Origin of the sequence: Psychrobacter sp. Choline-02u-9 (genome assembly GCF_002836505.1) — a bacterium.
Lineage (GTDB): Bacteria > Pseudomonadota > Gammaproteobacteria > Pseudomonadales > Moraxellaceae > Psychrobacter.
Genome location: NZ_PJBF01000059.1, coordinates 1 through 13,425, shown reverse-complemented (window position 1 = coordinate 13,425; position 13,425 = coordinate 1). Strand labels below are relative to the sequence as shown.

The window sequence follows — 13,425 nt, the reverse complement described above, 5'->3', positions numbered from 1 at the left end:
TCTGATTATCAAACGATACCATTTCTAGAAGTATGAGTAGCAAACTAAGCGAGCGTAAGTACTAGTAAACTCGGCTAGCTTGACACTGCTGATCATATTTTTGGAATTGATATTACCTGCTCATCAACCTGTGTAACACCACGCTATGCAAGATACTTTCATAAAAGCCTACCCAAAACTACTGCAGCCTTCCGTTGGAGTAGCAGGGCTATGGCTGGCGCACGGTGACGAGCCACTGCTGAGTCAATGGTTGATAGATGCGCTGCGTCCACACTGGCGCGCACAGAACTATGCAATCAAACGTATAGAGCTAATTTCTGTCAAAAGCTGGCAAGAAGTACTGTCTGAGCTTGGCAGCCAGTCTCTATTCGATGATGCCAGCGCTTTAATCGTAACGGGCAATCATAAACCTGACAAAGCAGTTATCACCGAGCTGGAACGTTTTGCGATCGAGGCACAAGCGGGCACACACGGTCATAGTGTATTGTGGCTTACACCTAAGCAAGACAAACGCAGCCAGAGCAGCAAATGGTTTGCTCCTTTTGCGCAATATGGCAATGTCATTGATTGCAATTTATACAATGAGCAGCAGCGCCAACAGCTACTACAAATACAAGCTCAGAAGTTTGGCTTACGACTGTCTCAAGAGGCCTGGCAGCTACTCATGTCACACACTGAGCATCATCTATTGAGTGCTTATCAAACCCTATGGCGGCTGTCCTATTTGTTTGCACCGCAGCTAGTTGCTAATAACAGTACTAGTGAAGATAGTGCTACTGACAACAGTACCGAACAATCTAATAGCTTTTCACAACCTGTGAATAATGTGGCATTGGATATTGCAGACCTACAAGCAGCGTTGGTCAGCGATGCGCAGTTTAGTGTGTTTGATTTGTCTGATGCGATGCTCGCGGGTAATAGTACGCAGGTCGCCAAAATCATGTTCCAGCTAAAATCGACCGATGAGCCCACTACTTTAGTGCTCTGGGCTATCAGCAAAGACATGCGTCAAATCATTCAACTTATAGACGGTCAAGACCCTCAAGCATTAGGCATTTGGCGTAGTAAACAAGGGTTGTACCAACAAGCCTGCCGCCGTCAGTCAAAAACGCACACGGCCGAATGGCCTGCCCTGCTTTACCGCTGTGACCAAGCTATTAAAGGTCTTATTCGTCAGCCAGCATGGGAGCTATTATTGCAAGCAGCACTAGAGCTTGCAGGTAATCGTTTATTTGCGATGCGCTAAGACTAACCTGCTTGTCACCACCTTATATTATTTTTCTTATTAACAAGTTATCCATCTCTTCTCTTACTGATTTATACATTTAAACGCTATAAATCCAGATTCTACTACCCTATCTTGTTTTCTTATAATCTCCGTTTTATTGATTTTTAGTAAGCATTTCTTTTCTATACCTAACTCTGTTCTTGGCTACCTTAACCTTTCGTAAACTAATTTTCATTCCCTTTTGTAGGTGAAGTCTCTACTATATCTACACTTGATTTAATTGTGATTGGATTGTTGTCATGCACAAAATAAGCAAAAAGTCTGCTATCAAATGGGGTGTCATCACCTTAATTATCGTAGCGTTAGGGGCTTTGGCCTATACTTTTTTAAAACCAGAAGAAACCACGCCTAACTACCTAACCGCAACCGTTGAAGTCGGTGATATTGAAAACAATGTCATGGCGTCCGGTAAAGTAAAAGCGTTAAACACCGTCGATGTAGGGGCACAGGTATCTGGTGAAGTAAAACGCCTGTATGTTGAAGTCGGTGACGAAGTCAAACAAGGCGATTTGATTGCGCAGATTGATCAAGTGACTCAGAAGAACAGCCTGAGCAATGAACAAGCCAGTCTTGAACAAAGCGAAGCCGCGCTACAAAGTGCGCAAGCAGAATCGTTAAGCAAACAAGCCAGTCTGAAAAGTGCCTATGCCGACCTTGCCAGCCGTCAGTCTGAGCTCAAACAAGCACAGTCTGATTTTGCACGCTTGCAAGACTTAGTCGCTATCGATGCTATCTCGCAGCAAGAATACGACACGCAAGCGACCAGTGTTGAGACCGCAAAAGCAGCCGTTGCCAATGCACGTGCGGCTATCGACACAGCTAAAGCCGCGATTGCGACCACAGAAGCCAATATCAACAGTCAGCAAGCAGCATTACGCAAATCACGAACCAACGTCAGTACTGCTGAAGAAGATCTAAGCTATACCACGATTCGTGCACCAATATCAGGTACAGTCGTTTCTATTACGACTGAGCAAGGTACTACGGTCAATGCTAACCAAACGGCGCCCACATTGGTGACGTTAGCAGATTTATCGACCGTACGTATCAACGCGCAAATCTCAGAAGCTGATGTCATTAACGTCAGTGCTGGTATGCCTGCTTATTTCAATATTATCGGTAATCCAGACAAACAGTATGATGCGACATTAACCGCTATCGAACCTGCCCCAGAGCAGATCAGTAGCACCAGCTCGACAGACGCTGCTATCTATTACGTCGGCTACGTAGAAGTACCAAACCCTGACCGCTTGTTTCGAATCGATATGACGGCACAGATATATATCATCGTCAACGAAGCCAAAAATACTCTATTAGTACCATCAACAGTGATACAAGAAAAGCGAACTAAAGGTAAAGAAAAAGGCAAAGTAGCCACTGGCAAGTTTGTACGTGTATTAAGAGATGACGGAACCGTAGAAGAGCGTACTGTAGAAGTCGGTATTGATAACCGAGTAAATGCGCAAATCTTAAGTGGTTTGAAAGAAGGGGAAGAAGTAATCATCAGTGAAGAGAGCGGTAAGAAATCAGATAGCGGCCGCGTACCTGGTGGACCTCAAATGTAACTTGTGCTTTGACTATGTTGAGTAAGAAAGGCTTGCTAAAAACATAGCAGCCCTTTCATAACAACACTATCACGCTTTTTAGCCTTTATTAAAGACACTGCTATGACTATATCTCAATCTCCTAAACCGTCGAGTGAAGATAGCTCTGAAAGTAGCACGGCTCAAAACTTAGGGTCACACACTACTGCTAACCCTTCAAACAGCTCAGATAACTTAAGTAATCCGGCAAAAACCAATACCGCTAACCATCCTGCATCAGGCAAGCCCATTATGGAGCTGTCTGGCATTATCAGAGAGTTCCCTGCTGGTGAGCAAACCATTCGCGTCTTGCATGATATCAATCTGACGATTCACCAAGGTGAGATGGTTGCCATCATTGGACAATCAGGCTCTGGCAAGTCCACCTTGATGAATATCTTAGGCTGTCTAGATCAAGCCACTGCTGGTGACTATAAGATTTATGGTCAATCCGCTCGTAAGCTTGATGCTGATCAATTGGCTGAGCTGCGCCGTGAGCACTTTGGGTTTATTTTTCAGCGCTATCATTTGCTTGGGGATATCAGTGCCAAAGACAATGTCGCCGTCCCTGCCGTGTATGCGGGTATGGATACCGAGGCACGCACCAATCGTGCTGAGAAGCTACTAACTGACCTCGGCCTTGGCAATAAGGTCAACAATCGTCCCAATCAGCTCTCAGGTGGACAGCAGCAGCGTGTTTCTGTCGCTCGTGCACTGATGAATGGTGGCGATGTGATCTTGGCAGATGAGCCAACTGGTGCCCTAGACAGTAAGTCTGGCGAAGATGTCATGGCGATTTTGCATGACCTCAGCGCACAAGGTCATACCATTATCATGGTCACTCATGATCCAAAACTAGCAGCACAAGCGGAGCGTGTGATTGAGCTCAAAGATGGCCATGTCATCGCTGACTATCAAACTGAGCATTATAAGCACACAGACAAAAAACCAGAATCTATCCTTGGCGAGCACCGTAAAAGTGCCTTTGGTAGCTTTATTGATCGACTGCTTGAAGCGTTTAAAATGTCTTTGCTGGCTATGCGCGCGCATAAGATGCGTACCCTACTAACTATGCTCGGCATTATTATCGGTATTGCCGCAGTCGTATCTATCGTAGGCCTTGGACAAGGCTCTCAGCAGCAAATCCTTGCCAATATCAGCTCGTTAGGTACCAATACCATTACCGTCAATGATGGCTACCCTAGAGGCGATCCTAGACGCCGCTATAATGATGACAACTTGACGCCGGAAGATGCAGAGGCGGTCGGCAATCAGCCCTATATTATCAGTGTCAGCCCTCAGGTAAATGCCAGCTCTAGTGTCCGCTATCGTAATATACAAGAGGATGCTACTGTCAACGGCGTTGGTGAAGACTATCTAAACGTCACTGGTGAGACATTAACATTGGGCCAAGGGTTTGATGCAAAAAGCATTACATTACGTAGTCAAGATATCATCATCGATGATAATGCTAAGCAGACCTTTTTCTCAGATATTGATAACCCTGTTGGCGAGGTAATATTGGTTGGTAGTGTGCCTGGACGCGTGATTGGCGTCCTCGAAGAGAGCGATGGTGGCTTTGGCCCCAGTGTGACGACGCCTACTATCTATATGCCTTATACAACGGTGATGTCGCGTGTCACGGGTAGTACCAATATTGACCGCTTTGTAGCGTTATTAGATGACAGTATCTCTTCTAGCGCCGCAGAGACTGCCATCTCTGATTTAATAGAGAGTCGCCATGGTAAAGATGACTTTGAGCTGCGCAATTCAGACTCTATCCGTCAAACCATTGAGTCGACGACAGGCACGATGACATTACTTATCTCATCGGTCGCGGTTATTTCATTGATCGTCGGCGGTATTGGGGTGATGAACATTATGCTAGTCTCTGTCACCGAACGTACCAACGAGATTGGCGTACGTATGGCAGTGGGCGCGCGTCAGAGCGATATTATGCAGCAGTTCCTCATTGAGGCCGTTCTGGTCTGTATTTTAGGGGGACTGATTGGTATCGGACTGGCCTTTGCCATTGGTGAGCTGATTAATAGTCTAGGCGGTGATAATTTCAAAGTTATCTATTCATCAACCTCTATTATTGCTGCTTTTGTTTGTTCGACGTTAATTGGCGTGGTATTTGGATTCTTGCCAGCGCGTAATGCCGCCAAGTTAGATCCTGTTGAAGCCCTTTCTCGAGACTAATAATCGATTATTGACTCGCTTTAGCCAAAAATAGAGCAGTCAATATCGATATAATGGCAAAAATTTAAAGAAACTGGAATAAATTGGCGATTTTATAAGAGAATTACACTTTTTTTATCATGTGGGGTTGTAATTGTCATAATAATATATATAATGTGCTCTCACGTTTAGGGATACAAACACTTTAAACGTTAGGGCTGTTAGCTCAGTTGGTAGAGCAGTTGACTTTTAATCAATTGGTCCCGCGTTCGAGTCGCGGACAGCCCACCATATTTAGTTTAATCTTTATTAGTCGTTCTACCCTATACGGTAGTAGACTAATAAAGATAAGTTTAAAAGACATCGTTAAGATGTTTAGTTTTAGAAAGTTCTTTAGTTAGAATTTTCTCTTGTAGAGTTAAAAAGCATCGCTTTTTTATATACTCTTCAGGGCTGTTAGCTCAGTTGGTAGAGCAGTTGACTTTTAATCAATTGGTCCCGCGTTCGAGTCGCGGACAGCCCACCATATTTAGAAAGCCCAGTTACTATCTTAGTAATTGGGCTTTTTTTCGTCTGGGCGTTTTAAATGTTGTTTCTTAGCTTTTATATACCTCTATTTATTATGCTTGCGTTTAAATAGTCTAAAGTTATCTCTCTTGCGCCATAGTAGTTTGTGTCTGATCGTATCTTTGATGGTACGTGGGTGCTTAGGTGCATGAGCAATAAACTCATCGAACTCTGCCTCACTCATCGCTAGCTCTCGACCATGTGCCATCATCACCATTGACGGTTGCAATGCCCTGATTTTTTTTAGCGATTGAACATAGTCTTTAGGGTAGTAGACAGGAAATGGTGCTACGAACTTGTGTCGCAACTTAATGATTAAATCAGCGGTATATACTTCGCGACTGGGCAGATGAAACAAAGACAAATCGCGATCCGTGTGACCTGGGGTCTCTAATACTTGCCATTCATCAAAGTGTGGCACAAGCTCACCATCTGTGACGGTGATATCTGGTTTCAGACTTGCCGAGTAATATAGGTTTTTAAATGGCCTACCTTGACGTCTGGCCACATAATATCCTAGATGTATATCTACGAAGTACATCGTGCACCCGCCAATACCGCTATACCACTGCTTCTTTTTATCAGCTGAGACAATCAGGCAGCCAGTCTCTTCTCGAAACTTATTCGCACCGCCTGCATGATCCGGATGCATATGCGTGACTACTACTACTTTTAGGTCGGTGATGGGTCGTTTCAATGTTGTCTCAATATAGTCAAGCACCATCGGTACATCAGCACGACAACAGCCATCTAACAGCATTATTTTATCTGGATATACTGCCAGATAGCTACTCTGGATATATCCTTCTAAACGTACAATTTCACATAGACTCATTGGTGTTCCCTACCTCATTCGTCATTATTATTGTGAGGCTTTTGTTCAGTTTTATAGCCAATCTTTAGTATAGCGCCCGTCACCACAAATGAAATGATTTTGAGTGAACGCTTGTGACTATATACAAGAGTAAGGCGACATAAAGAGACGATGCGGCTAACAATTAACTATGGACAACTTACTACTCATAACCGCCTATATAATTCTATCCATGATAACTCTCACCTTATTAGTAAAAAGCAAAAAACCCAGCGCTTAGGCTGGGTTTAAGGAAACACTTAGTATCTTATTTAGTATTTTGGATAATTCGTAAATTACCTACTTATAAACTATGCAAGGTCACGAACCTTTGGCTCACGTTCCCATAGACGAGACTTAGCATTGCTAATAAAGGCATCTAGCTCGGCCAATGGCGTTACGAACTCATCTTTTTCAACTGGGAGCTTACTTAGGATAAATTCATCAGTCGCGCCGCAATAGGCAATGGCTTTGCAATGATTGTACGCGTCGTTGAACCAATCTAATGCTGAACTGTCTTTTGCGAGCTTTTTAGCTTGGTCAGGCATGATGATACTAACGACGGCATCAAACATCACTGACGGACCACCAGCAAGGCGCTCATCAGCTTGTATGCGTGTACCATCATCCAATACGACTTCTTTGTTAGGCGCTACGATTTTAACGCTAGCACCCTGCGCTTTGGCAGCATCTTCGAACTTTTTAACTTCACTACTATTAGAACCTTCCGCGACTAATATACCGATCATACGGCCTTTTAGGCTATCAGGCGTTAGCCCGATAGTTTGTACCGCTTTAGAGGTTTCTAAGTCTTGCACAGGTGCAGCTGCGTCAGCTGGCTCTGGTAGCTCCATACCCAATGCGGTTGCTACGCGACTGGCCAAGTCTTCATCGATATGAATCAAATGGCTAAGCATACGCGTACGTACATGGGCTGTATCTACCTTACCTAGCTCAAACGCATAAGCGGTTGCGATATGGGCTTGTTCAGTTGCTGTCTGACTACGGTAGAACATACGTGGCTGACTATAATGATCTGCAAAGCTCTCGTCACGGACGCGACCTTTTACGCCATCATCTAGTTGCTCATGGAATGAGTTGAAACCACGTTTAGCGCTTTCACGAGGACGAGTTGGATCTAGGCTTTGTGGCTCATAGAGTACACGTGTCTTAGGCACTTGCATCTGCATATGACCATCTTGCTGATTATTAGCAAACGGACATTTTGGTGCATTAATAGGAATCTGGACAAAGTTTGGCGAGCCTAGACGTGATAGCTGCGTGTCTAGATAACTGAATAGACGACCTTGTAATAATGGGTCATTACTAAAGTCAACACCCGGTGGCAGATGCGATGGGCAGAATGCTACCTGCTCAGTCTCTGCAAAGAAATTATCTGGATAACGGTTCAATACCATCTTACCAACGACTTTTACTGGTACCAATTCTTCTGGAATCAGTTTGGTTGCATCTAGATGGTCAAATGGGAACTCATTAGCTTCTTCTTCGGTAAATAACTGTACACCAAACTCCCACTCAGGATAGTCACCGTTGTTGATTGACTCAAACAAATCACGGCGATGATAGTCAGGATCAGCACCTGAGATTTTTACTGCCTCATCCCACGTGGTTGACTGTACGCCCAATACTGGCTTCCAATGGAAACGTACAAAGGTACTCTTACCTTCTTTATTGATTAAGCGATAGCTATGAATACCGAAGCCTTCCATCATGCGTAGGCTACGTGGCAGACCACGATCACTCATCAGCCAAATTAGATTGTGCATGGTTTCAGGACTTAGTGAGACAAAATCCCAAAACGTATCATGAGCAGAAGCTGCTTGCGGGAAACCGCGATCTGGTTCTGGTTTTACTGCATGAATCAAATCGGGAAACTTCATCGCATCTTGAATAAAGAAGATTGGCATATTGTTACCAACGATATCCCAGTTACCTTCTTCTGTATACATTTTCACAGCAAAACCGCGAACATCACGTGGCGTGTCTTTTGAACCTTTGTTACCTGCTACTGTTGAAAAACGCGTAAATAATGGCGTTTGCTTACCTGTTTCGGTCAATACTTTAGCAGTCGTATATTCTTCTAGTGATTCTGTCAGCTCAAAATAACCGTGTGCTGCACTACCACGAGCATGGACGATACGCTCAGGGATACGCTCATGATCAAAATGATTGATTTTTTCACGTAATACAAAATCCTCTAACAACGTCGGCCCACGTGAGCCTGCTTTTAGAGAGTTTTGGTTATCAGCAATAGCCACACCTTGCTGCGTGGTCAATACTTTAGTGTCATCACCTGCACACTGATGGGTTTCACCACCATTGCCACGTTCAGTGTTCATGTTTTTGGCGGGGTCCGTATGATCGATATTATTATTCATAAAAAGTCCTAGCTAATAGATTGAGAGTGCTCTTTCAAATCATTAAAAGAGTGCCTACACAGGTTTGATATCCTTTGAGGTAATGGTGACTTCATCTGTCATTTATTTGTCTGTGTTTTCAGCATTGCCGATCGTTAAATTGATATCGCACTAAAATTCGTAAAGGAATAATAGGCTTAGGACTTATACTACCCAAAAAATAAGTCAAATATAGTTGCGTATATAGTAAACCTTGTTGATGTTTGGTTAAGGTTTATAGATGCTATAAACCAGCTGCTTTAGATGGTCTTAAAGGCGCATAAACGTTAACAATAGAATCTTGTAATGTAGTTATTCTTTAAGGTATGCTTTTTATGCAGTACTAGAGACTATTGATAAATAAATTGGCAGGGTTTTAGCCTTATATTTATCTTTTTTATATTATTAAATTCAGATAATTTCGATACAAGAAAACCGAGCTCAAGCTATACATTAGTATGGTTAGCGAGGATGACGATGTAGCGGGTTTATAGGGATTTGACGATGCGACTATTTTTTATATAACTATAAGACTACCTACCATGTTACCAACTCTAAGCTCCCCAACTAAAAAACCTTATCACTCATTGCTAGTAGGCGCGTCAATGGGTCTAATGGCATTAACGTTCAGTCAAACGGCTGCTGCTATCACAACCAAAAACGTGACCTACACGGTCGATGACCAAGCATACGAAGGCTATTACGCCAAAGCGGACAAAGCTAACGCACCTTTTATCTCATTGATTCATGATTGGGATGGTCTAACTGACTATGAGCGCAAACGTGCTGACATGTTAGCGGCTGAAGGCTACAACGTATTGGCAGCCGATATGTTTGGACAAGGCATTCGCCCTACTTCTATCGAAGAAAACAAACGCCTAACTGGGGAGCTATATGATGACCGTAATAAAATGCGTCGTATCTTGGCAGGGGCATTAACAGCAGGACAACTACAAAGCAATGATGTGCGTAAAGGCACGACTATGGGTTATTGTTTTGGCGGTACGGTCGCGTTAGAGCTAGCACGCTCAGGTTTTGAACAAAAAGCCTTTGTACCCTTCCACGGTGCCTTCGATATTCCAACTGGTCAAAGTTATGACAAAACTACAGGAGAAATCCTAGTATTCCACGGCTCTGCTGACCAATCTGTCTCGCTAGAGAGCTTTGCGACTTTGGGCAAGACCTTAGAAGCAGCCAAAGTACCTCATGAGATGGTCACTTATAGTGGCGCACCACATGCCTTTAGCGTATTTGGCAGCGATAGATATGACGCTCGCGCCGATCAGCGCTCTTGGAAACGCTACTTGGATTTTTTAGCAGAAGAATATAAATAGTCTAACAGCGTAAAAAATAAGTAATAATATAAGCAAGCCCAAACAAAAAGATACCTTAATAAGATCTAATAATGATCCATTAAGGTGTCTTTTATTTATTTAATTTTTGCTAACGCTTTAAAACTTAGCGCTTATAAAATACCAATAGCTGATTATTAGCAGGCATCGCATACGTTTGAGAAAGTTGTAGATGATGAGCCTTTGCTAGACTAACGATATCTTCTTTATCGCGAATGCCGCTGTCAGGATTACCTGCTCTCAACATCGCATCAAATCGCTGATTACCTTCACTGGTATATTTACCATGCTCATTAAATGGGCCATATACAATCAGCTTATCATCCATCTGCAAGGTAACGCCTGCCAATGCAAATAATCGCTCCACCAAAGCCCAGCTAATGATATGCAAAGTATTGGCTGTAAATATCACATCATAAGGTTTGGCTATATCACTGCTATTTAAATGATTACTATCTAAATGACCACCAACAGGTACAGAGTCATGCGCTAAATCAAACGCTAATGGTGAATATAGATTGGGTGCAGGATACGCATTGTGCCAAGCGATTATAGGACGGTGATTACTAATGACATCACTGGTTTGCCAAGATATCTCAGGCAGATTAGGAGCAAAGTAAACACTATGCTGACCTGTCCCAGAGCCAATCTCTAGCACATGACTAAAGCCTTGTAGCTCTGTTTGAAGTACTTTTAGAATAGGCTGCTTATTATTTTCACACGCTTGAGAAAACGGCAATGCAGAAATATCTACTTTACTATTTGAATTATCACTATCCAGATTATTGTCATGCATCACTATCCTCCCAGACCGTTTGTTATGCTAAGCGTTGGTAGCAGTAGATTAACAAGCACTGTCTAATACTGCCCTAGTGACTACCAAACAACTCACAACTCACAACTCACAACTCACAACTAATAAATACCTGCCTCTACCCCAGCAGCCAACGTCATAGCAAGCTCTTCTACTTGCTCAGCAAAGCTATCTTGCCAATCGCCTTGTAGTATCAGCGCCTCTTGAATCCATGACCAACGTAGCCCCGTCGTAATCGTTTTGAGCGCAAGTTTAGTACCTGTACCATCGTGCCCTGCCCGTATATATAACGCAAATGGCATACCTTGCTTTTCTTCTAGCACGGGATAATAGCAACGATCAAAAAAGTCCTTGGTCAGCCCTGCCATATACGCTAGATTTTCGGTCGTACCTAGCAGTAACGCATCAGCAGCCAATACATCCTCAGGCTGCGTATCCTGCGGTGATTTCAAAATGACAGTGATATCTATATCAGGATGATTGGCACCGTCATAAGCTGCCTGCGCCAATTTCTGAGTATTGGGCGATGGCGCATGAGCCACGATGAGTAAAGTCTTAATGGACATATTAGGCTTCTGTGCCATTGTTAAACACTAGATTTTGAGTGATAGCAGGATCCAAGCTATTACCTACTGGACAGGTCAATGCGGTTTTATAAAATCTCTTTAAGGTACTCTCATCCAATACTTTTGAAAAATTGACTACGACATGTATTTCACTCACACGCCTTGGTTTGGCAGCCATGACTTTGGTGACTTCTGCGGTCGTACCTGAGATATCAATATCCATCGCTTCGGCTTTGATACCAATAATCGTTAAGATGCAACTACCCAAACTGGTCGCTAGCAAATCCGTCGGGGAAAACGCTTCACCCTTACCATGATTGTCCGTCGGTGCATCAGTAATGATTTGATTATTCGACTGTAGGTGAATAGCTTGGGTACGTAAATTGCCTTGGTAGGTTACTTTTGAGGTAGTCATAATCTTGCCTTAGTTTATTAAACTAGCTGCCTGAGAAATAAAGATGCTGTGATAGTTATTTGATAGATGCTAAGATAGCGAGCATTTGTGCAAACATTAGTTCTGTAAAGGAAATTGTAATATGTATGTGTATGAGCTCTCAGAATACCAAGTTTATCAATTAAAATCGATAGACCCAGCATTAGGTGGTAACTGGAAAACCATTCTTATCAGTATTTTGCCGCAGCTCGATATACCCAGTCGTAAAAGTGTGTACGAAAAAATATTATCAAAAAGGAACATTAGCCCAAATTTTACTTATATTATTCCAGATGATTTGAGAAGTTTGTTATCTAAAACAGCAATTCGTCATCGAGAGCTAAAAGCAATTGCTATACAGATGTTGAAATTTATTGAGTCCAAGCCGGATTCATATGATGCTATTGAACTTGCTGATAAAGTAGAGGCGATGATCGATTATCTTAACCGTATTGATATAGGTGATCATATTTTAGACCAAAAAAGTCGTGAAAGTATAAAAAAAGCATTTTTGTACGATTTAGCATTTTGGATCGATAATGTAAATCTTATAGTACAACCTGGTATAAGGCACTTAAATACTGATATCGTAAAAACATACTTTAAAGAAGTATTTATTAAGCAAAAGATTCAGGGGCGAGACTTTCTCGCATGGGATTCTACTGATATAGACTTTCAGGAACAAGACAAATTACCTGATATTATAAAAAGAGAGGCAAAGCGTAAAAAGTTCTTTGTCATTGAAAGTGAGCGTTACTGGTTTTTAATAGGTATTGCCGACAAATCAAGACAAAATCCTTATTCTATTAAACGTTTTTTACATGAAGATGGCGGTAGTAATGATTTATTTGTATATCTGACACACGTTGTCATTAGAAAAGAGCTTATAGATGAAGAACGTTATATACGACACGTTAAATACTGTACAAGTCGACTATACACTTTAGATGCTGGTGTATCAGACACAATCATCAAATTTATAGCAGAAGCACAACATCTCTGTAAGACACAAATTATACCTCTACTCAAAAAAGAATTGAAAAAAGACGGCGAAGAGACAGAGTATCATATCAGTAAGCGTATGAATGACTATGAGCACCAAATCACAATTTCGATTTTGAATAAATTACCTAATATAATTAATAATGCAGTCACTGATAGTGATGATCGATACTATTTATTTTATTATTTGACTAAAATTTTTAATAAACTTATAGATAATCTCCAAAACTTTCAATTAAGACCTATCGCTACATACTCTTCTAATGTAGAAATTATGATTGCCAGGCTAATTAGCTTCAAATACTTTCTAGATACGATTTATGATTCATTAGAGGATAAAAAATTTGAGATTAAAAATTTCACTAATGC

At 42.1% G+C, this 13,425-nt stretch carries 10 protein-coding genes and 2 tRNA genes; 7 read left to right on the top strand and 5 right to left on the bottom strand.

Annotation, left to right across the window (positions count from 1 at the left end; all coding sequences use genetic code 11):
- The first annotated feature begins 145 nt into the window (after positions 1-145).
- The 5 genes from CXF69_RS11460 to CXF69_RS11440 all read left to right on the top strand — a co-directional run bounded on the left by CXF69_RS11460 (position 146) and on the right by CXF69_RS11440 (position 5,578).
- Positions 146-1,246, top strand: a complete 1,101-nt coding sequence (locus tag CXF69_RS11460; protein ID WP_101206274.1) for a DNA polymerase III subunit delta — start codon at positions 146-148, stop codon at positions 1,244-1,246.
- A gap of 281 nt (positions 1,247-1,527) precedes the next feature.
- Positions 1,528-2,853, top strand: coding sequence for an efflux RND transporter periplasmic adaptor subunit (locus CXF69_RS11455; protein WP_101206275.1), 1,326 nt, complete (start codon positions 1,528-1,530; stop codon positions 2,851-2,853).
- A gap of 270 nt (positions 2,854-3,123) precedes the next feature.
- A complete protein-coding gene (locus CXF69_RS11450) occupies positions 3,124-5,073 on the top strand; it encodes a MacB family efflux pump subunit (protein WP_227522983.1) in 1,950 nt (649 codons plus the stop codon).
- A gap of 194 nt (positions 5,074-5,267) precedes the next feature.
- Positions 5,268-5,343: transfer RNA gene (locus tag CXF69_RS11445), tRNA-Lys, on the top strand.
- A 159-nt stretch (positions 5,344-5,502) separates the two neighbouring features.
- A tRNA-Lys gene (locus CXF69_RS11440) sits at positions 5,503-5,578 on the top strand.
- An 87-nt stretch (positions 5,579-5,665) separates the two neighbouring features.
- On the opposite strand, the gene CXF69_RS11435 is transcribed toward CXF69_RS11440, so the two are convergent.
- Entirely contained in the window at positions 5,666-6,454 is a 789-nt protein-coding gene (locus CXF69_RS11435) for an MBL fold metallo-hydrolase (protein ID WP_101206277.1), read from the bottom strand.
- A 329-nt stretch (positions 6,455-6,783) separates the two neighbouring features.
- The gene (locus CXF69_RS11430; RefSeq protein WP_102078239.1) at positions 6,784-8,871 is read right to left on the bottom strand and encodes a catalase; all 2,088 of its coding nucleotides are present in this window, start codon (positions 8,869-8,871) and stop codon (positions 6,784-6,786) included.
- Positions 8,872-9,431: 560 nt separating this feature from the next.
- On the opposite strand from CXF69_RS11430, the gene CXF69_RS11425 reads away from it, so the two are divergent.
- On the top strand, positions 9,432-10,223 hold the full coding sequence (locus tag CXF69_RS11425; protein ID WP_101206279.1) for a dienelactone hydrolase family protein: 792 nt from the start codon (positions 9,432-9,434) through the stop codon (positions 10,221-10,223).
- Between the two features lie 124 nt (positions 10,224-10,347).
- Here CXF69_RS11425 and CXF69_RS11420 read toward each other — a convergent pair whose 3' ends face one another.
- The 3 genes from CXF69_RS11420 to CXF69_RS11410 all read right to left on the bottom strand — a co-directional run bounded on the left by CXF69_RS11420 (position 10,348) and on the right by CXF69_RS11410 (position 12,036).
- Positions 10,348-11,037, bottom strand: a complete 690-nt coding sequence (locus CXF69_RS11420) for a DUF938 domain-containing protein (RefSeq protein ID WP_101206280.1) — start codon at positions 11,035-11,037, stop codon at positions 10,348-10,350.
- 119 nt (positions 11,038-11,156) lie between these two features.
- On the bottom strand, positions 11,157-11,621 hold the full coding sequence (locus tag CXF69_RS11415) for a flavodoxin family protein (protein ID WP_101206296.1): 465 nt from the start codon (positions 11,619-11,621) through the stop codon (positions 11,157-11,159).
- A 1-nt stretch (position 11,622) separates the two neighbouring features.
- Positions 11,623-12,036, bottom strand: coding sequence for an OsmC family protein (locus CXF69_RS11410; RefSeq protein WP_101206281.1), 414 nt, complete (start codon positions 12,034-12,036; stop codon positions 11,623-11,625).
- A 121-nt stretch (positions 12,037-12,157) separates the two neighbouring features.
- Here CXF69_RS11410 and CXF69_RS11405 point away from each other — a divergent pair.
- Positions 12,158-13,425 (top strand): hypothetical protein (locus CXF69_RS11405; RefSeq protein WP_145990570.1); only part of this gene is annotated, 1,268 nt, incomplete at its 3' end.